Source organism: Aquabacterium soli (genome assembly GCF_003933735.1).
GTDB classification, from domain to species: domain Bacteria; phylum Pseudomonadota; class Gammaproteobacteria; order Burkholderiales; family Burkholderiaceae_C; genus Aquabacterium; species Aquabacterium soli.
In genome coordinates this window covers 21,407-39,826 of the sequence record NZ_RSED01000030.1, presented here as the reverse complement: position 1 = coordinate 39,826, position 18,420 = coordinate 21,407, and the positions used below count along the sequence as shown (strand labels likewise).

The window sequence follows — 18,420 nt, the reverse complement described above, 5'->3', positions numbered from 1 at the left end:
ACCAGATCTACACCAAGAAGTGATCAGTCGAATTTGAAACGAGCAAGTGGGGTGGTGCCTGTCTGAAACAGGCATCCTTGGCGGCCTCGGTGGTCATGCTCCGAGGCCGCTTTTTTCCTGGTTGCTATTGTTGGTTTTCGCATAAGCAAGTGCGGAAACCTTACATAAGAGCACCATGAACCCCCCATAACATACGCGTCTTGCATCAGAAAGGGGTTTGTCATGCGTTTTTCTTTGAATAAATCGCTGAGTCACTGGGTCCTGGCCGCTTCGACGTCCGTTGTGGCCATGACGTCGGCGGGCGTGGCCCACGCCGATGCCACATTGCTCAACGTCAGCTACGACGTCACACGCGAGTTCTACAAGGACTACAACAAGACCTTCATCGCATACTGGAAGAAGACGACCGGCGAAACGCTGACGATCAACCAGTCGCACGGCGGCTCCAGCAAGCAGGCCAGCAGCGTGGCCGAAGGCCTCGAGGCCGACGTGATCACGATGAACCAGGCCAATGACATCGACATCCTGTTCGACCGCGCCAAGCTCATCCCTCAGAACTGGGCCACACGCCTGCCCAACAACAGCTCGCCCACGACCTCGGTGTCCGTGATCCTGGTGCGCAAGGGCAACCCCAAGAAGATCAAGGACTGGGTGGATCTGGCCCGTCCCGGCATTTCCGTGGTGATCCCGAACCCCAAGGTGTCGGGCAACGGCCGCTACACCTACCTGGCCGCCTACGGCTCGGCCCTGAAGAAGGGCAGCGATGCCAGCAATGCCCGCGCCCTGGTGCGCGGCATCTTCGCCAACGTGCCCGTGTTCGACGGCGGCGGCCGTGCAGCCACCACCACCTTCGCGCAGCGCAACATCGGCGATGCACTGGCCACCTTCGAAAGCGAAGTGCCCTTGATCAAGAAGGAATTCGGCGGCGACTACGAGGTGGTCTACCCGAGCCTGACGGTCCTGGCCGAGAACCCCGTGAGCGTGGTCGACAAGGTGGCCGACAAGAAGGGCACCCGCAAGCAGGCCGAGGCCTACCTGAAGTACCTGTACTCCGAAGAAGGCCAGGAAGTGGCTGCCAGCCACAACCTGCGTCCCCGTTCGGCCAAGGTGCTGGCCAAGCATGCGGCTGATTTCCCGAAGGTCAACACCTTCACGGTGGGCGAGGTGTTCGGCGGCTGGACCAAGGCCCAGAAGGACCACTTCGCCGACGGCGGCACCTACGACCAGATCCTGGCGGCTGGCCGCAAGTGATCGCCTGAGGCGCCGCCCTGGCGGTGGCGCCTCCCAACCGACGCAGTTCTTTCGGTTTCCTTCCCATGATCTTTTCCCGCACCCTGCTCAGGCGGCACTCCGTGCTGCCGGGCTTCGATCTGGCCCTCGGGCTCACGATCTTCTACCTCAGCCTGATCGTCCTGATCCCGCTGTCCGCCACCTTCCTGCGCACGGTCAATGACCTGACGTGGCCGCAGTTCGTGGACGTGGTCACCTCGCCGCGCGTGGTGGCGTCGTACAAGCTGACCTTCGGCTCGTCCGTGCTGGCCGCGGTGGTCAATGCCGTGTTCGGGCTGCTGGTGGCCTGGGTGCTGGTGCGCTACAAATTCTTCGGGCGCCGCATCGTCGACGCGCTGGTGGACCTGCCCTTCGCGCTGCCGACCGCCGTGGCCGGCATCACGTTGACGGGCCTGTACGCCAGCAACGGCTGGATCGGCAAGTACCTCGAGCCCCTGGGCATCAAGGTGGCCTACACGCCGGTGGGCGTGTTCGTGGCCATGACTTTCATCGGCCTGCCTTTCGTGGTGCGCACGGTGCAGCCCATTCTTGAAGACCTGGCCGCCGAGCTGGAGGAAGCCGCTGCCACGCTGGGCGCCAACCGCCTGCAGACCTTCCGCCACGTGATCCTGCCGGTGTTGATGCCCGCGTTGCTCACAGGCTTCGCGCTGGCCTTTGCCCGCGCCCTGGGCGAGTACGGCTCGATCATCTTCATCGCCGGCAACATGCCGATGATCTCGGAGATCACGCCGCTGCTGATCATCACCAAGCTGGAGCAGTACGACTACGCAGGCGCCACCGCCATCGCCGTGGTGATGCTGGTCATGTCCTTCATCCTGCTGCTGGCCATCAACGGTCTGCAGGCCTGGACACGCAAGCGTCAGGGCAAGTAAATCATGAGTTCCATGTCTCCCCCCAACCATTCCCAGGCCACGCGAGAGCCGACCTGGGTGCGCTGGACGCTGATCACCATCGCGTTGGTGTTCCTGTCGATGTTCCTGTTCGTGCCGCTGGTGTCGGTGTTCTACGAAGCGCTCAAGCGCGGCTGGGATGTCTACCTGGCGGCCGTGACGGAGCCCGATGCCGTATCCGCCATCTGGCTGACGCTGACGGCCGCGGTGATCGCCGTGCCGCTGAACCTGGTGTTCGGCATCTCGGCCGCCTGGGCGATCGCCAAGTTCGATTTCCGCGGCAAGAGCGTGCTGCTCACGCTGATCGACCTGCCGTTCTCGGTCTCGCCCGTGATCGCCGGCCTGATCTATGTGCTCGTGTTCGGCCTGCAGGGCTGGTTCGGCGAGTGGCTGCGCGACCATGACCTGAAGGTGATCTTCGCGGTGCCGGGCATCGTGCTGGCCACCATCTTCGTGACCTTCCCCTTCATCGCCCGTGAGCTGATCCCATTGATGCAGGCGCAGGGGCAGGAGCAGGAAGAAGCTGCCGTCGTGCTGGGCGCCTCGGGCTGGCAATCCTTCTGGAAAGTCACGCTGCCCAATGTGAAATGGGCGCTGCTGTATGGTGTGATCCTCTGCAATGCCCGCGCCATGGGCGAGTTCGGCGCCGTGTCGGTGGTGTCGGGCCACATCCGCGGGCAGACCAACACCTTGCCCCTGCACATCGAAATTCTCTACAACGAGTACCAGTTCGCCGCGTCCTTCGCCGTCGCGTCGCTGCTGGCCAGCCTGGCGCTGGTCACCCTGGTGCTGAAATTCATCGTCGAACGCCGGGTGCAGCAACAGATCGCCCAGGCCAAGGATGCCGGAGCCGCGTCATGAGCATTGAAGTCAAGAACCTCGTCAAACGTTTCGGATCGGTCACGGTCTGTGATCACCTGAACCTGGACATCCCCTCCGGTGAACTGGTGGCGCTGCTGGGCCCCTCGGGCTCGGGCAAGACCTCGCTGTTGCGCATCATCGCGGGCCTGGAAACGCCGGACGCCGGCTCGGTGCTCTTCCATGGCGCCGATGCCACCAACGTGTCCGTGCGCGACCGCAACGTGGGCTTCGTGTTCCAGCACTACGCGCTGTTCGGCCACATGAGCATCTTCGAGAACGTGGCCTTCGGCNGCTGTTCGGCCACATGAGCATCTTCGAGAACGTGGCCTTCGGCCTGCGCGTGCGCCCCAAGGCCACGCGCCCCAGCGAATCCGAGATCCGCAAGAAGGTGACCGAGCTTCTGAAGCTGGTGCAGCTGGACTGGATCGCCGATCGTTACCCGCACCAGCTATCGGGCGGCCAGCGCCAGCGCATCGCCCTGGCGCGCGCCCTGGCGGTGGAGCCCAAGGTGCTGCTGCTGGACGAGCCCTTCGGTGCGCTCGACGCCCAGGTGCGCAAGGAACTGCGCCGCTGGCTGCGCCGCCTGCACGACGAGATCCATGTGACCAGCGTGTTCGTGACCCACGACCAGGAAGAAGCCATGGAAGTGGCCGACCGCATCGTGGTGATGAACCAGGGTCGCATCGAGCAGGAAGGCACACCAGACGAGGTGTACGACCATCCGGCCACGCCCTTCGTGTTGCAGTTCCTGGGCGATGTGAACCTGTTCCACGGCCGTGACCATGCGCCGGGTGCCGTGGCCGCCGCCAACAGTACCGGCAGCGCCACCGATGTGAGCTATGTGCGTCCACACGAGATCCAGGTGCTGGCCCGCCCCGAGGAAGGCAGCCTGGCCGTGACCCTGGTGCACACGCTGACCGTGGGCCCGAACACGCGCCTGGAGTTCAAGCGCGTGGACGGCCAGGGCGAGGTGGACGTGGAGCTGCCGCGCAACGAGTACGCCGCGCTGCGCGACAGCGGCATCCTGGAAACCGGCGCCACCGTGCACCTGAAGCCGCGCCGTGTGCGTCGCTTCAACGTGGTCAATGGCGGCCGGGGCGAGTTCGTGGACACCGATCCCGCTGCCGTGATCTGACCCAGCGCCTGCGCTGACCCGCCCATCCCCGATCGGCCGCCTGGCCGCTCGGGGATGTTTGCTTTTTGGGTCTCTGGCACCTGTCTTGCTTGTGATGCCTCCGTGAACCTGACCATGTGGTCAGGTTCTTGTCCACCCCAACGGAGTCCCCCTCGTGAAGCAAACCGCCCGACGCACCCTGTTGAACCGCCTGGCCTCGCTGGCCCTGGCCGCCGGCCTGGCCCCGGCCCTGATGAGCGCCTTGCCCGCGCAGGCGCAAGCCAAGCTCAAGGTGGCCGCCATCTACACCGTGCCGGTGGAGCAGCAGTGGGTGTCTCGCATCCACAAGGCCCTGAGCGCAGCCAAGGCCCGTGGCGAGATCGACTACGTGTTCTCGGAGAACACCGCCAACGCCGACTACGAGCGCGTGATGCGCCAGTACGCAGAAAGTGGCAACACCCTGATCCTGGGCGAGGTGTTCGGCGTGGAGGCCGCGGCCCGCAAGGTGGCCAAGGACTACCCCAAGGTCAACTTCCTGATGGGCTCGTCGGGCAAACCGCAGGCGCCCAACTTCTCGGTGTTCGATAACTACATCCAGGAGCCGGCCTACCTGAGCGGCATGATCGCCGGCGGCGTGAGCAAGAGCGGCCACATCGGCATGGTGGGCGGCTACCCGATCCCCGAGGTCAACCGCCTGATGCACGCCTTCATGGCGGGCGCCAAGGAGACCAACCCGAAGGTGAAGTTCACCGTGAGCTTCATCGGCTCGTGGTTCGACCCACCCAAGGCCAAGGAGGCTGCCTTCGCCATGATCGACAAGGGTGCCGATGTGCTCTACGCCGAGCGTTTCGGAGTGAGCGATGCTGCCAAGGAAAAGGGCAAGCTTGCCATCGGCAACGTGATCAACACCCAGCCCCAGTACCCGGACACGGTGGTGTCCTCGGCGCTGTGGAACATGGAGCCCACGGTGGACACGGCCATCAAGAAGGTCAAGGCCGGGCAGTTCAAGGGCGAGGACTACGGCCCTTATTCGATGATGAAGCACAAGGGCAGCGAGCTGTCGCCGCTGGGCACTTTCGAAGGCAAGGTGCCGGCCGAGGTGGTGGCCAAGGTCAAGGCCAAGGAAGCGGCGATCCTGTCGGGTGGCTTCAAGGTGCCGGTGGTGGAGACCGAGCCCAAGTCGAACTGAGGCACGAGCCAGGCCCCACGATCCTTCCCCGGTTCCTCCTTTGATCCACGACCCTGACCTGCCGGCCTCACCGCCGGCACCGCCCGTGCTCAGCCTCCACGGCATCACCAAGCGCTTCGGCCCGCTGGTGGCCAACGACAACATCTCGCTGGATCTGCGTGCCGGCGAGGTGCTGGCCCTGCTGGGCGAGAACGGCGCGGGCAAGAGCACCCTGGTGTCCATCCTCTTTGGGCACTACGTGGCCGATGGCGGGCACATCGAGGCTTTCGGGCGGCCCTTGCCGCCGGGGCAGCCGCGCGCGGCCCTGGACGCGGGCATCGGCATGGTGCACCAGCACTTCACCCTGGCCGACAACCTGAGCGTGCTCGACAACGTGATGCTGGGCACCGAGCCGCTGTGGTCGTGGCGTTCAAGGCGTGGGGCAGGGCGCCGGCGGCTGGATGAGCTGGCGCAGCGCTTCGGCCTGCAAGTGCGGCCTGAGGCACTGGTGGGCAGCCTGTCGGTGGGGGAGCGGCAGCGCGTCGAGATCCTCAAGGCCTTGTACCGCGGTGCCCGCATCCTGATCCTGGACGAGCCGACCGCTGTGCTGACCCCGCAGGAAAGCGAGCAGCTCTTCGCCACGCTGGACACGCTGGTGAAGGAGGGCCTGGCCGTGATCTTCATCAGCCACAAGCTCGACGAGGTGCTGCGCGTGTCGAACCGCGTGGCGGTGCTGCGCGGCGGCAAGCTGGTGTACACCGGCCCCACGCAGGGCACCAGCAAGGCCGAACTGGCCACCACCATGGTGGGGCGCGAGGTGGTGCCACCCAGGCGCCCGGCCACGGCCCAGGCGCCGGGCGCGCTGGTGCTGAACTGCCAGGGCGTGCACACCGTGGCACAAGGCCATGCCACGCCACTGGCGGGCATCGACCTGCGCGTGCTGTCCGGCGAGATCCTGGCGGTGGCGGGCGTGTCCGGCAATGGACAGGTGGCCTTGGCAGAACTGCTGCACGGCCTGATCCCGGTGCACCGGGGCCGCCTGGAGGTGCAGGGGCGCACCCTGTTGGCCCGCCCGCGCGACTGGGTGGGCCTGCCCGTGGCCCGCATCCCTGAAGACCGCCATGCCCAAGGCGTGGTGGGCGACCTGAGCCTGTGGGAGAACACCATCACCGAGCGCCTGCGTGATCGACGCTTCGCCCGCTGGGGCTGGGTGAGGCGGGCCGCCGCACGCGCGCATGCGCAATCGCTGATCCAGCGCTTCGATGTGCGTGGCGGTGGGCCGGACGTGCCTGCACGGCGCCTGTCGGGCGGCAACATGCAGAAGCTGGTGCTGGGGCGTGCGCTGGCCCTGGGTGATGACGCGCCGCAGGGCGTGCCCACCTTGATCGTGGCGGCGCAACCCACGTGGGGCCTGGATGTGGGGGCGGTGGCCTTCGTGCACGAGAGCCTGCTGGAGGCGGCCGCCAAAGGCAGCGCCGTGCTGCTGATTTCCGAAGACCTGGACGAGATCCTGGCGCTGGCCGACCGCATTGCCGTGATGCACCAGGGCCACTTGACGCCCGCGCGTCCGCGTGCGGCATGGACGCTGGCCTCGCTGGGGCTGGCCATGGCGGGCAGCAGCCCGCAGGCATCGACCAGCGCCGCAACCACGACCTCGAACCCCTCGGCCCCATGAGCACCTCCTTCATTCCGCGCTGGCGCCTGGAGGCCCGCGAGCAGCCCTCTAGATGGGGCTGGCTGTGGGCGCCCCTGGCGGCCATCGCCGCGACCCTGCTGCTGGCCGCGGGCCTGATCGCCTGGTCGGGGGCGCCCATCGGGCAAGCCTATGCGGCGCTGCTTCAGGGGGCCTGGGGCTCGGCCTTCGCCATCTCTGAAACGCTCACGCGCGCCACGCCGTTGATCCTGACCGGGCTGGCGGCGGCGGTGGCGTTTCGTGCCCGCCTGTTCAACATCGGCGCGGAAGGCCAGTTGTACCTTGGGGCACTGGCGGCCGTGGCGGTGGCGGGCCAGCACCCCGGGCTGGAAGCCATGGCCTTGCCCGCCCCCCTGATGACGGCGCTGATGGTGGCCGCGGGTGCCCTGGCTGGCGCCCTGTGGCTGCTGGGCCCGGCGCTGCTCAAGACCCGGTTCGGCGTGGACGAGGTGGTCACCACGCTGCTGATGAACTTCATCGCGCTGTTGCTGGTGTCCATGCTGCTGGACGGCGCCATGAAGGACCCGCTGGCCATGGGCTGGCCGCAATCGGTGGCGCTGTGGCCCGAGGTGGAGTTCGGCCGCCTGCTGGAGAGATCACGCGTGCACATGGGCCTGGTGGGTGCGGTGCTGCTGGCCGCCTTGCTGTGGGTGATCGACCGCTACACCACGCTGGGGCTGGGCCTGCGCGCCGTGGGCGCCAACGCGCGTGCCGCGGCCTTCGCCGGCCTGCCGGTGGGGCGTCTGACGGTGCTGACCGCCTTGATGTCGGGGGCGCTGGCGGGCCTGGCCGGTGTGGGTGAGGTGGCTGGCCGCACCAGCTACCTCACGCTCGACATGTCGCCCGGGTATGGCTACAGCGGCATCGTGATCGCCATGCTGGCCGGTCTGCATCCGCTGGGGGTGGTGGCGGCGGCCGTGTTCGTGGCCAGCGTGCTGGTGGGCGCCGATGCGATGAGCCGATCTCTGGGCGTGCCCACCTACCTGGCCGATGTGATGGTGGCCCTGGCCTTGCTGTGCATGCTGGTGAGCCAGCTGTTCACCCGCTACCGCCTGCGCCGCCTGGGCGCGACGCCGGGGGGGCGCGCATGACCGAAGTGTGGGACCTGATCGCGCAGTCCAGCTTCTGGATCGCCGTGCTGCGCACCGCCACGCCGCTGCTGCTGGGCACGCTGGGCGTGCTGCTGTGCGAGCGTGCCGGGGTGCTGAACCTGGGCATCGAAGGGATCATGGTGGCGGGGGCGCTGAGTGGCTGGCTGGCCGTTTACCACGGCGCCAGCCTGCCCACGGGCGTTCTGGTCGCCGCGGGAGTGGGCGCCCTGTGCGGGCTGTTGCATGCCTTGCTCACGGTGGGCCTGGCGCTGTCGCAGCATGTGGCGGGCCTGGGGCTGACCATGCTGGCGACCAGCCTGAGCTACTACGGCTACCGGATCGCCTTCCCGAAGATCAGCACGCCGCCCACCATCGTGCCGATGGCGCCCATGGGCACCCACCTGCAGGGGCTGGATGCCATCCCCCTGATCGGCCCGGTGCTGGCCGCACAGACGCCCTTGACCTGGGGCGCCTTGCTGCTGGTGCCTTTGCTGGGCTGGGTGCTGATGCGCACACCGCTGGGCCTGGCGGTGCGCATGGTGGGCGAGAACCCGGCGGCGGCCGAAGGGCAGGGCCTGAGCGTGACGGGCCTGCGCACAGGCGCCATCGTGGCCGGTTCGGCCGTGATGGGCGTGGCGGGCGCCTTTCTCACGCTGTCGGCCTTCAATGCCTTCTACATCAACATGATCAACGGGCGCGGGTGGATCTGCGTGGCGCTGGTGGTGTTCGCCTCATGGCGGCCGGGCAAGGCACTGCTGGGCGCCTTGCTGTTCGCGGCTTTCGACGCGCTGCAACTGCGTCTGCAGCAGGCTGGTGGGGATGTGCTGGGCATCGCTTTGCCCTACCAGGTGTACCTGATGCTGCCCTACCTGCTGTCGATCCTGGCGCTGGTGGTGATGGCGCGGCGGGCAGCGTATCCGCAGGCCTTGATGAAGCCGTACCGGGCGGGCGAGCGCTGACGCAGCGCATCGGGCGGGCACTTGGTTTGCCAAGGAGGGGGCATAGCGCGGTGCCACGTTGGATGGCATGGTGCCGCATCATCCCCGGCCTCGACCTCAACCGCTCAATGCGATGGAGACACCATGGACAAGATCATCAAGGAATCCCACATCAACACCGTCCGGCTGGAGGACTTCTCCAGCGTGGCCTTGACCAGCAACATCGAGGGGCAGCCGGACGTGCCGGTGGATGTGCCCTCGACGCGCCTGGCCGGCTCTGGGCTGCCTCAGGCCGAGGGGCGGGCATCGAACACGGCACATCTGCGGATCGTGGTGGAAGACCCGGACGGTGAGGACACGATGCTGCGGGTGAAGCGGGCGTTCGGCTTGTCGCATCAACCGGCGCAGGGCACCGTGAAGATCTGAGCAGCGCTGGTGTTGGCTTCTATTGCGGTGTACGAACGCCCCAACGAAAAAGGCCTCAGCGTGTGCTGAGGCCTTTCGAATTTTGGCTCCCCGACCTGGGCTCGAACCAGGGACCTACGGATTAACAGTCCGGCGCTCTACCGACTGAGCTATCGGGGATCAGGGTTGTCTGCTAGCTGCTTCGGTAAGTTGCAGCGATCAACCGAGAACGAAACTATAGCATGGTTTTGTGCGGGCCAGCAAGACGGACGCTGTTTTGCACATCTGTGTGGCCCGTGCGACAAACCGGTGCGCGGGATCAGAAATCCACCTGCAAGGACCCGGTCACGGTGCGCTCGGCCAGCGGGAACAGGTAGATGTGCCCGGTCAGCGTGGGCGATTCACGCCAGGCGCGCTTGTCGAACAGGTTGGTCACACCCAGGCGCCAGGTCAGGTTGCTGCCGTCCACGCGTTGCTGGGCCTTCAGGCCGAGATCCACGCGTGTCCATGAGGGCAGGCGCACGGTGTTGTCGGGATCGACCCAGCGACGGCCTTCATGCACGACGTCGGCCTGCGCCGTGATGGGCAGCGCCCATGCCCAGCGGTAGCTGCCCGACAGCTTGAGCGTGTGCTCAGGCACGTTGATGGGGCGCTTGCCGTCGTAGCTCTGGCTGCCCTCGCGCTTGGCGTCGAGCACCATGGCGCTGCCGTTGACGGTCCAGGCGCCGTGCTGGGTCTGGATGAAGCCTTCGGCGCCCTGATGCACGGCCTTGCCGTCGAAGATGTAGCTTGTGTCGCCGCTCGTCGCATCGGTGACTGGGCCGGCTTCCGGCCGCTGGATGCGGAACAGGTTGGCGCCCCATTGCAGGTGATCACGTTGAGCCTTGACGCCGAGTTCGATCTGGCGGCTCTTGCGCACAGGCAGGGCCTGGGGGGCGTTGGTGTAGGTCACCAGCGGTGTGCTCATGGCGGTGCGGGCCTCGAAGCCTTCGCCCCAGCTGGCATAGGCCTGCGTGCGGGGTGCCAGCGTGTAGCCCAATGCGATCCAGGGCGTGGTGACCTGCTGATCCAGTGACGCCGGATCGGCAATGCCCGCTTCGGTCAGCTCAACACAGCGCTTGAGCCAGGTGTGGCGCAGGCCCGCCCACGCGGTCCATTGTTCGGAGAAAGTGATGGAGTCGCTGAGGCTCAGTTCGGTGCTGCGCTCGTGTCGGTTGGTGTTCGGGTAGTCGGGGGTGGCCGTGACGGGGTAGGGGCCGTAGTTGCCGCCGATGTTGCCTTCGCCGGCATAGGTGAACGCTGCGGTATCGAGATCTGTGGTGTGCACAGATCGCAGCAATCCAAACTTCAACGCGTGCTTGACCTGACCTGTGCGCACCTCGCCACTCAACTGCGCATTGAGCGCACGCGTGATGCGGCTTTCGTGTTCGGACCGGTAGTCGTACAGATCGAAGGTGCCGTCGCTGCAGTAGCGGTCGTAGTTGCCTTCTGCGGCGCACCCTGATGGAAACGCCGCCCGGTCTTGCGAACGCAGATGCTGCTCCCCATACGTCACCACAGACTGCCAGCCCGCGCTCCAATCCTGCTTCCAGCGCAGCGTGCCCGTGTTGCCGGCCATCTCGACCGGCTGTGCCCACGGCTGGTTGTTCAGGTTGCGCGACGGGTCGATGCTGCTGGCCGATGGCAGGGCGCTGCCCAGCAGGCTGAAACCCGGCACGCTGGGTTGGCGGTACAGGCTGTGCTCGATCTCCGCTTCGATCATGCTGCCCGGGGCGATGACCCAGTCGGTGGCGATGGCCAGCAGGCGCCGGTGCCCCTTCGTGTTGTCGATCTTGGTGTCCAGCTTCTCGGCCGCCGCGTTGACCCGCAGGCCGAAGCGCTGGTCGGTGCCGAAGCGGTCGCCGATGTCCACGGCGGCCATCACGCTGCTGCCACCCGTGAAGCCGATCTCTGCCGTGCGCACGCGGCCTTCCGGGCGCTTGACCAGCAGGTTGACCAGGCCACCCGGCGCGCTCACACCAGCCTGGATGCCGCTGGTGCCCTTGAGCAGCTCGACGGCAGCCTTGTTGTCCAGCGCGATGCGGGTCTCGGCGTTGATGGGAAGGCCTTCGCGGCGGTAGTTGTAGGCGTTGTCCAGCGTGAAGCCGCGCACGCTGAGGTAATCCCAGTAGCCGGTGGTGTTGTACGAATCACTGGTGCTGGCGTCCAGCTTCACCAGGTCGGCCAGGCGCTGCACCTGCTGGTCCTTCAGCACATCCTGTGTGAGGCGGATGGCCTGCACTGGGGCTTGCCAGGCGGGTGTGTCACCCAGGCCCGTGATGCTGGCGCGGGCCTCGCGCGCGGCGGGGGCCACCACGGTGACGGTGGGCAACGCGGCATTGGGATCGCTGGTCTGCGGGCTGGCTGGGGTGGGCGCGTTCTGGGCCATGGCCTGGGCCGCCATCAGGCCGATCAGCAGCGAGGCTGCGATGGCGGGAGCGCTTGGGCGCAGGGCCTGACAAGCGCGATCCTGCGAAGGGGCGTCCAGCGAGAGGACGGAAGGCGAGCACGACAGGGCAGGGCTCGGGACACGAGGGCGCAAATGGGCCATAAGGCGGCAACTCCAGCACGGCAAAAGGCGGTGGTGAGGCCTCTTTGCCCAGGGGTGCGGTGCGTGCCGGTGGCCTGCGAACGCGCGCCATCCCAGGGTGGGTGGCGGTTCGTGGCATGCGGATGGCCGTGCTTCCCTACGCGAGGATGACCTCGTTCAGGTTCGAAGGGACTCTCTCAGCCACGCAGACACCCTGAGGCGAGGGCGCGGCACCCCTAGCAAACGTGTGCATTTTAGTGTGAAGCGCGCGCGGATGGCCGCGCGGCGGCCACATCAGTGCTTCACGCCCAGGCGCTGATGAAGCAGGGTGCTGGTGGTCGTGTACTGAAGGTGCTGGGGCTCGTCGGGCCGCAGGCGGGCCAGCAGGGCATGCGCTGCCAGCGTGGCCTCATGGAAGCCGCACAGCAGCAGGCGCTTCTTGCCGGGGTAGGTGTTGATGTCGCCCACCGCGTGGATGCCTTGGAGGCTGGTGCCGTACGTGGCGGTGTCCACCGTGATCTGCTTGCGCTCCATGGGCAGGCCCCAATCGGCCAGCGGGCCCAGCTTGGGGCTCAGGCCCATGCGCACCAGCAGGTGCTCCAGCGGCAGGGTGCGCGGTTGGCTGTCTGGGCCCAGCACGGTGATGCTCGTGAGCGCAGGTGGCGCGTTCACGCCAGCATCAGACCAGGCCAGCTCAACGTTTTGGGGCACGCCCAGGGCCAGTTCCACGCGGCCTTGTGTGATCAGCGCACGCACGGCGGTGTCCAGTGCCGGTTCGGCCTGGAACTGGTCACGCCGGTGCAGCAGCGTGATGCGCGAAGGGCGTGTGTCATCAGAAGCTTGCGACAGGTCCAGCACGGTCTGCAGGGCCTCTTCACCACCGCCGGCCACCACCAGGTGCTGGCCCGCCCAGGGCACAGGCGGCCCGTCAACGGGCAGGTGGTGGTGCAGGTTGGCAGGCGGCGGCGCATCGGCCGGCAGGCCCGGCAGGGGCAAGGCCTTGGGCACGAAGGCGCCGGCACCCGCCGCGATGACCACGGCACGGGCCTTGAACACCTGGCCCGAGGTGGTCTGCAGGGTGAAGCCCGGCGTGGCGTCTTGTGAGAGCGCCATCACCTGTTGCCCCAGGTGCAGGTGCGCGGATCGGCCGGTGGCCGGATCCAGAGGCAGGAAAGGCCGCGCCTGCGTGAGCAGCTGCGCGGCCAGTTCGCGCCCGCTGCACACAGGCACACCGGGGATGTCGTAGATGGGCTTGTCCGGGTACAGCGCCACGCACTGGCCACCCGCTTCGGGCAGCACATCGACCACTTCGCACGACAGGCCGAGCAGGCCGAGCTGGAAAACCTGGAACAGGCCGACAGGCCCCGCACCGATGACGACAACGTCGGTTTCGATCATGCCGTGGGCGGGCGCTTGGTTCCGCTTCAGCGGACCAGCAGGTCCAGCTTGCCGGTCTTGTCCTTGAACTCGTCGGCCGTGTCCATGGCGGCCTTGCGCTTGGTGATGCTGGGCCAGCTTTTGGCCAACTCGGCGTTGATCTGGATGTACTGCTGCTGGTCGCCGGGCACGTCTTCTTCCGGGAGGATGGCGTTGACGGGGCACTCGGGGATGCAGACGGCGCAATCGATGCACTCGTCCGGGTCGATGACCAGGAAGTTCGGGCCTTCGCGGAAGCAGTCCACCGGACACACATCCACACAGTCCGTGTATTTGCACTGGATGCAGGCTTCGGTGACGACGTGGGTCATGACAAGGTCTCTTGGAAAACGGGTTTGGTGAACGACAGAAGGGGGATTTTACGGGGCTGCGCTTCAAGGAGCGCGGCCACCGCCTTCCGCGGGTAGGGGGATGTGGCTCAAAGGCTCATCGGGCAGGGCGGTGGCACCCGCACCGACGATGACCAGGGTGGGCCGGCCGGCATGGTGCTCGCTGGCATCGTCCAGGCTGGCCACAGTGTGGACGGTATGCAGCATGTCAGGCCAGCCGGCGCGTGAGACCACACTCACGGTGGTGTCGCCTGGCCAGCCGGCATCGAGCAGTCCTTTGGACAAGGGGGCCAACTGGCGGCCGGCCATGTAGAAGACTTCGGTGTCGGCGCGCTGGCCCGGGCCCATGCCGTACTGCAGCTCGCCGGTACGCGTCATGGCGGTGGTGAAGCTGACGCTTCGGCCGGTGCCGCGGCGTGTGAGCGGGCGCTGTGTGCCGGCGGCGGCGGCCAGGGCCGATGTCACACCAGGCACGATCTCGCTGGGGATGCCGGCTTCGCGCAGCACATGCAGCTCTTCTTCCAGGCGGCCGAACAGGCTCGGATCACCGCCCTTGAGGCGCGCCACCAGGCCCCGATCGCCGTGGATGGCACCCACGGCCAGCGATTGCTCCACCAGCAACTGGTTGATGCGCGTCTGGCCATTGAAATCGCTGCCGGGCTGGCCCGAGAAGCCACGCTTGCCCACGTCGATCCAGTCGGCCTGAGGGGCCAGATCGCGCAAGGCCGGATCGGCCAGGGCGTCGTACAGCACCACCTGGGCCTGGGCCAGCAGGCGGCTGCCGCGCACCGTGATCAGGTCGGCCTCACCGGGGCCGGCCCCGATGAAGACGACTTTCGCGGTGTTGAGCGAGCAGGGCTTGCTGTCCATGGGTGTGCGCTGTGTGAGCTGAAGCTTACGCGGCCTTGACCAGCAGCGCGCCGCTGGTGCGGTTGGTGGTCGGATCCACCACGATCAGCGCGCCGCTGATGCGGTTGTCCAGGTAGGCCTCGACCGGCAGGGGCTGCTGCGTCTGGATCTGCACGCGGCCGATCTCGTTGACAGCGATCTGCTCTGCATCGTTGTCTTCCAGCGTGTGGATGTCCAGGCGGCTGTCGATGGCGGTGATGCGCGCCTGCACCCAGCGGTTGCCATGGCGCACCCAGTACTTGCGGCCGACCACGGCGGGCTCGGTGTCTAGCCAGGCCAGCGTGGCCGTGAACTGGTCGGTGGGCTTGATGCTGCCGGGCGAGGCGATCCAGTCGCCGCGCGAGATGTCGACCTGACGGTCCAGCACGATGCCGGCGGATTGGCCGGCCTCGCAGCGGTCGACCACCTCGGCGGCGTGGCGCACTTCGGCCACGATGGCGCTCTGGCCGCTCGGGAAGATCTGCACTTCGTCGCCGGCCTTGACCGCGCCGTGGGCGATGCGGCCCCAGAAGGCGCGGTACTGGTGGCCGGTGCCGGAAGCGCTGGCATCGCCTTCGCCCACGCTGTCACGCGTCACGTACTGCACGGGGTGGAGCAGGGCACCGTCGTGGCGTTCGTCGCTGGCGGGCAGTTGTTCCAGCACCTGCAGCAGGGTGGGGCCCTTGAACCAGGGCCAGTTGGCGCTGGGGGTGGTCACGTTGTCGCCGCGCAGGGCCGACACGGGGATCACGCCCTTGACCTCGATTCCGGCCTGTTCGGCGAAAGCGCGCAGCGAGGCTTCCACGTTGTTGAACGCGGTCTCGGTGTCCTGCTCGATGGCGTCCAGCTTGTTCACGGCGAACACGATGGAGGGCACGCGCAGCAGCTGGGCCAGCAGGCTGTGGCGGCGCGTTTGTGCCAGCAGGGGCACGGGCGACGCTTTCCAGTCGATCTTGGTGATGTCCACCAACACCACGGCGGCATCGCTGCCGGCGGCGGCCGTCACCATGTTGCGGGTGTACTGCTCGTGGCCTGGGGCATCGGCAATGATGAACTTGCGCGTCTTGGTGGCGAAGTAACGGTAGGCCACGTCGATGGTGATGCCCTGTTCGCGCTCGGCTTCCAGGCCGTCGGTCAGCAGCGACAGGTCGATCGGGGCGCCGGCGGCGCGCTTTTCCAGCGCGTCGAGCTGGTCGGCCAGGATGGCGCGGCTGTCGAACAGCAGGCGTCCGATCAGGGTGCTCTTGCCATCGTCGACGCTGCCGGCGGTCAGGAAGCGAAGGGCTTTATGCGCAAGCTCTGCTTGCGCATCACAGTGACGTGCCAATTCTTCGGCGGCGGGGCTAGGAACTTGTTGTGCAGACATCAGAAATAACCTTCCTTCTTGCGGCGCTCCATCGAGGCCTCGGACGTGCGGTCGTCCATGCGGGTGGCGCCACGCTCGCTCACGGTCACGTGCAGTGTTTCGGCGACGATGTCGGCCGGGTTGGCGGCCTCGGATTCCACCGGGCAGGTGCAGGTCATGTCGCCCACGGTGCGGAAGCGCACATCGACCGTCTCGACGGTTTCGCCTTCAAGTGCCGGCGTGACCTCGGTCAGCGGCACCAGCAGGCCCTTGCGGCGGATCACCTGGCGGGCGTGCTTGTAGTAGATGCCTGGCAGCGGGATGTTCTCGCGGGCGATGTACAGCCACACATCCAGCTCCGTCCAGTTGCTGATGGGGAAGGCACGGAAGTGCTCGCCCGGCTTGATGCGGGTGTTGAACAGGTTCCACAGCTCGGGGCGCTGTTCCTTGGGCTGCCACTGGCCGAAGCTGTCGCGGTGGCTGAAGATGCGCTCCTTGGCGCGGGCCTTTTCCTCATCGCGGCGGGCACCACCGATCAGGCAGTCGAAGCGGTTGTCTTCGATGGCTTCGAGCAGGGTCACTGTTTGATGGCCGTTGCGCGATTCGAGCGGGTGGGCCAGGCGCACGGTGCCCTTCTTGATGGACTCGTCCATGTGCGCCACGATCAGGCGCTCGCCGATCTCGGCCACGCGGCGGTCGCGGAACTCGATCACTTCAGGGAAGTTGTGGCCCGTGTCGACGTGCACCAGCGGGAAGGGCAGCTTGCCTTCGAGCTTGCCGGCCGCGTTTTTCATCTTGAAGGCCTTCTCGGCCAGTTGCAGCACCACGCACGAGTCCTTGCCGCTGGAGAACAGCAGGCCCGGGCGCTCGAAACTGGCGGCCACTTCACGCAGGATGAAGATGGCTTCTTCTTCCAGCGCGTCCAGGTGGCGGTGGTCGACATCCGCCAGCAATTGGTTCACGTTCACAGGGGCGTTCATATCGTTGCTTCAGTTCTTCGATTCGATGCTGGAGACCAGCGGCGGCAGCTCTTCGGCCACCGGCTCGTCGGGCTGGTGCACGTGCAGGCCGCATTCCTTGGCCGATTCGTCTTCCCACCACCAGCGGCCGGCGCGGAAATCCTCGCCCACGGCGATGGCGCGGGTGCAGGGCTCGCAGCCGATGCTGGGCATGAACTGGTCGTGCAGGGGGTTGTAGGGCACCTTGTTGACGTTGACGTAGTGCCACACGTCGCCCCAGGTCCACTCGATCAGCGGGTTGAACTTGGCGCGGCCCTTGTCGTCCTGCTCGCGGGCCAGCATGCCGCCGCGGTTGTTGGATTGCTCGCGGCGCAAGCCGGTGATCCAGCCGGTGCGCTGTGCCAGCATGCGGCCCAGGGGCTCGATCTTGCGGACGCCGCAGCAGGCCTTGCGCAGGTCGATGCTCTTGTACATCGGCTTCTCGCCGTTGTGGCGCACGAACTCGATCACGGCCTCGGCCTGCGGGTGGTAGACCTCGACCTTCAGGCCCTCGGCCGCGTAGTGCGACTCGATGGTCGGGATCAGAGCCGAGGTCTCGGCGTGTAGCATGCCGGTTTCCAGCGTGCCGATGGCGATCGGCAGGCGGTGGCGGGCGATCAGGTCGGTGAGGATCATGTCCTCCACACCCAGGCTGGTGGCCTGCACGACCTGGCCCGGGTGCTCGGCTGCCGCGGCCTTGAGCAGCGCGACGGTGTCGGCCAGCTTGGCCTCGAAGTCGGCACTGGCGCGGGCGTACAACTTGATGGCCGAGCCCGAAGGCGCGGGCCCGCCGATCAGCGAGGAGGTTTCAGGCAGAAGGGATGAGGTGTCGCTCATGGGGAGTCCCTTGGTCGGTCGTGTCGGGGCGGCTGCGGTGGCTCAGGCGCGGTTGAACACAGGCTTGGTCACCTGCACGTCGCCCTGGTAGTGGCCGCGCGCGGCAAAGAAGCCCAGTGCGCGCTCGGCGGCGGCGCGGTCCTGGTCGTGGCGCAGCACCACGGCATCGAAGCCGGTGCGGGCCAGCAGGGGCATCATGTCCACCAGCACTTCGCCCGTGGCGCGGATCTCGCCCTGGAAGCGGTAGCGCGAACGCAGGATGTGGCCTTGCGTGTAGGCGCGGCCGTCCACCCACTTGGGGAACTGCAGCACCACCAGCGAGAGGCGGTTGACGTCGGCCTCGATCACTTCGATGTCTTCGTCGTTGGGGATGATCACGCCGACAGGCTTGTACTCAGGCGTGCCCTGCGCGGGCCAGGCTTCGCGCACAGCGTGCCATTGGGCCAGCGTCAGCAGGCTGTACGACTTGCAGGGCGGGTGGGCCATGGGGCCGTCTTCGCCGCCCACGGTGTGCCACTGGTCGTGGCGTTGGTCGATGAATTTCATGGTGTCTGTCCTTCTTCGAGG

16 protein-coding genes, 1 tRNA gene, 1 pseudogene and 1 riboswitch are annotated in these 18,420 nt (G+C 66.9%); of the genes and pseudogenes, 9 read left to right on the top strand and 9 right to left on the bottom strand.

Going from position 1 to position 18,420, the window contains the following annotated elements:
• Nucleotides 1-222: 222 nt before the first annotated feature.
• The 9 genes and pseudogenes from EIP75_RS22525 to EIP75_RS22485 all read left to right on the top strand — a co-directional run bounded on the left by EIP75_RS22525 (nt 223) and on the right by EIP75_RS22485 (nt 9,471).
• Nucleotides 223-1,251, top strand: coding sequence for a sulfate ABC transporter substrate-binding protein (locus tag EIP75_RS22525; protein WP_125245447.1), 1,029 nt, complete (start codon nt 223-225; stop codon nt 1,249-1,251).
• Between the two features lie 65 nt (nt 1,252-1,316).
• Complete coding sequence (gene cysT / locus EIP75_RS22520; RefSeq protein WP_125245446.1) at nt 1,317-2,162, top strand: sulfate ABC transporter permease subunit CysT; 846 nt, start codon at nt 1,317-1,319, stop codon at nt 2,160-2,162.
• A gap of 3 nt (nt 2,163-2,165) precedes the next feature.
• A complete protein-coding gene (cysW, locus tag EIP75_RS22515; RefSeq protein ID WP_125245445.1) occupies nt 2,166-3,041 on the top strand; it encodes a sulfate ABC transporter permease subunit CysW in 876 nt (291 codons plus the stop codon).
• Nucleotides 3,038-4,176 (top strand): annotated as a pseudogene (locus tag EIP75_RS22510) (sulfate/molybdate ABC transporter ATP-binding protein). Before cysW ends, EIP75_RS22510 begins: the two are co-directional and overlap by 4 nt.
• A 232-nt stretch (nt 4,177-4,408) precedes the next feature.
• A complete protein-coding gene (locus EIP75_RS22505) occupies nt 4,409-5,344 on the top strand; it encodes a BMP family protein (protein WP_125245452.1) in 936 nt (311 codons plus the stop codon).
• A 40-nt stretch (nt 5,345-5,384) separates the two neighbouring features.
• Nucleotides 5,385-6,998, top strand: coding sequence for an ABC transporter ATP-binding protein (locus tag EIP75_RS22500; RefSeq protein ID WP_233585003.1), 1,614 nt, complete (start codon nt 5,385-5,387; stop codon nt 6,996-6,998).
• On the top strand, nt 6,995-8,107 hold the full coding sequence (locus EIP75_RS22495) for an ABC transporter permease (RefSeq protein WP_125245450.1): 1,113 nt from the start codon (nt 6,995-6,997) through the stop codon (nt 8,105-8,107). The genes EIP75_RS22500 and EIP75_RS22495 overlap by 4 nt, the downstream gene beginning before the upstream one ends.
• On the top strand, nt 8,104-9,066 hold the full coding sequence (locus EIP75_RS22490; RefSeq protein WP_125245444.1) for an ABC transporter permease: 963 nt from the start codon (nt 8,104-8,106) through the stop codon (nt 9,064-9,066). Before EIP75_RS22495 ends, EIP75_RS22490 begins: the two co-directional genes overlap by 4 nt.
• A 123-nt stretch (nt 9,067-9,189) precedes the next feature.
• Nucleotides 9,190-9,471, top strand: a complete 282-nt coding sequence (locus EIP75_RS22485) for a hypothetical protein (RefSeq protein WP_125245443.1) — start codon at nt 9,190-9,192, stop codon at nt 9,469-9,471.
• Between the two features lie 83 nt (nt 9,472-9,554).
• Here EIP75_RS22485 and EIP75_RS22480 read toward each other — a convergent pair.
• The 9 genes from EIP75_RS22480 to EIP75_RS22440 form a co-directional block, all read right to left on the bottom strand.
• A tRNA-Asn gene (locus EIP75_RS22480) sits at nt 9,555-9,630 on the bottom strand.
• Between the two features lie 139 nt (nt 9,631-9,769).
• Nucleotides 9,770-12,040 (bottom strand): TonB-dependent siderophore receptor, encoded by a 2,271-nt coding sequence (locus EIP75_RS22475; protein WP_125245442.1) that lies wholly within the window; start codon nt 12,038-12,040, stop codon nt 9,770-9,772.
• A gap of 116 nt (nt 12,041-12,156) precedes the next feature.
• Nucleotides 12,157-12,267, bottom strand: a riboswitch (TPP riboswitch).
• A gap of 46 nt (nt 12,268-12,313) precedes the next feature.
• Complete coding sequence (locus tag EIP75_RS22470; protein ID WP_125245441.1) at nt 12,314-13,417, bottom strand: NAD(P)/FAD-dependent oxidoreductase; 1,104 nt, start codon at nt 13,415-13,417, stop codon at nt 12,314-12,316.
• Nucleotides 13,418-13,443: 26 nt separating this feature from the next.
• Nucleotides 13,444-13,767: a ferredoxin FdxA gene (gene fdxA / locus EIP75_RS22465; RefSeq protein WP_125245440.1), complete on the bottom strand. Its 324-nt coding sequence runs from the start codon at nt 13,765-13,767 to the stop codon at nt 13,444-13,446.
• Nucleotides 13,768-13,830: 63 nt separating this feature from the next.
• Complete coding sequence (cobA, locus tag EIP75_RS22460; protein ID WP_125245439.1) at nt 13,831-14,655, bottom strand: uroporphyrinogen-III C-methyltransferase; 825 nt, start codon at nt 14,653-14,655, stop codon at nt 13,831-13,833.
• A 25-nt stretch (nt 14,656-14,680) separates the two neighbouring features.
• Nucleotides 14,681-16,039, bottom strand: a complete 1,359-nt coding sequence (locus EIP75_RS22455) for a sulfate adenylyltransferase subunit 1 (protein WP_125245438.1) — start codon at nt 16,037-16,039, stop codon at nt 14,681-14,683.
• Nucleotides 16,039-16,998, bottom strand: a complete 960-nt coding sequence (cysD, locus tag EIP75_RS22450; protein WP_125245437.1) for a sulfate adenylyltransferase subunit CysD — start codon at nt 16,996-16,998, stop codon at nt 16,039-16,041. The genes EIP75_RS22455 and cysD overlap by 1 nt, the downstream gene beginning before the upstream one ends.
• A gap of 9 nt (nt 16,999-17,007) precedes the next feature.
• Complete coding sequence (locus EIP75_RS22445) at nt 17,008-17,853, bottom strand: phosphoadenylyl-sulfate reductase (protein WP_125245436.1); 846 nt, start codon at nt 17,851-17,853, stop codon at nt 17,008-17,010.
• Nucleotides 17,854-17,895: 42 nt separating this feature from the next.
• Nucleotides 17,896-18,399, bottom strand: a complete 504-nt coding sequence (locus EIP75_RS22440) for a DUF934 domain-containing protein (RefSeq protein ID WP_125245435.1) — start codon at nt 18,397-18,399, stop codon at nt 17,896-17,898.
• Nucleotides 18,400-18,420: the final 21 nt, after the last annotated feature.

What these genes read in the sequence shown, in the direction of transcription:
- EIP75_RS22525 (WP_125245447.1), top strand. Translation starts at nt 223, where the DNA reads ATGCGTTTTTCTTTGAATAAATCGCTGAGTCACTGGGTCCTGGCCGCT.
- cysT (WP_125245446.1), top strand. Translation starts at nt 1,317, where the DNA reads ATGATCTTTTCCCGCACCCTGCTCAGGCGGCACTCCGTGCTGCCGGGC.
- cysW (WP_125245445.1), top strand. Translation starts at nt 2,166, where the DNA reads ATGAGTTCCATGTCTCCCCCCAACCATTCCCAGGCCACGCGAGAGCCG.
- EIP75_RS22505 (WP_125245452.1), top strand. Translation starts at nt 4,409, where the DNA reads ATGAGCGCCTTGCCCGCGCAGGCGCAAGCCAAGCTCAAGGTGGCCGCC.
- EIP75_RS22495 (WP_125245450.1), top strand. Translation starts at nt 6,995, where the DNA reads ATGAGCACCTCCTTCATTCCGCGCTGGCGCCTGGAGGCCCGCGAGCAG.
- EIP75_RS22490 (WP_125245444.1), top strand. Translation starts at nt 8,104, where the DNA reads ATGACCGAAGTGTGGGACCTGATCGCGCAGTCCAGCTTCTGGATCGCC.
- EIP75_RS22485 (WP_125245443.1), top strand. Translation starts at nt 9,190, where the DNA reads ATGGACAAGATCATCAAGGAATCCCACATCAACACCGTCCGGCTGGAG.
- EIP75_RS22475 (WP_125245442.1), bottom strand. Translation starts at nt 12,040, where the DNA reads ATGGCCCATTTGCGCCCTCGTGTCCCGAGCCCTGCCCTGTCGTGCTCG.
- EIP75_RS22470 (WP_125245441.1), bottom strand. Translation starts at nt 13,417, where the DNA reads ATGATCGAAACCGACGTTGTCGTCATCGGTGCGGGGCCTGTCGGCCTG.
- fdxA (WP_125245440.1), bottom strand. Translation starts at nt 13,767, where the DNA reads ATGACCCACGTCGTCACCGAAGCCTGCATCCAGTGCAAATACACGGAC.
- cobA (WP_125245439.1), bottom strand. Translation starts at nt 14,655, where the DNA reads ATGGACAGCAAGCCCTGCTCGCTCAACACCGCGAAAGTCGTCTTCATC.
- EIP75_RS22455 (WP_125245438.1), bottom strand. Translation starts at nt 16,039, where the DNA reads ATGTCTGCACAACAAGTTCCTAGCCCCGCCGCCGAAGAATTGGCACGT.
- cysD (WP_125245437.1), bottom strand. Translation starts at nt 16,998, where the DNA reads ATGAACGCCCCTGTGAACGTGAACCAATTGCTGGCGGATGTCGACCAC.
- EIP75_RS22445 (WP_125245436.1), bottom strand. Translation starts at nt 17,853, where the DNA reads ATGAGCGACACCTCATCCCTTCTGCCTGAAACCTCCTCGCTGATCGGC.
- EIP75_RS22440 (WP_125245435.1), bottom strand. Translation starts at nt 18,399, where the DNA reads ATGAAATTCATCGACCAACGCCACGACCAGTGGCACACCGTGGGCGGC.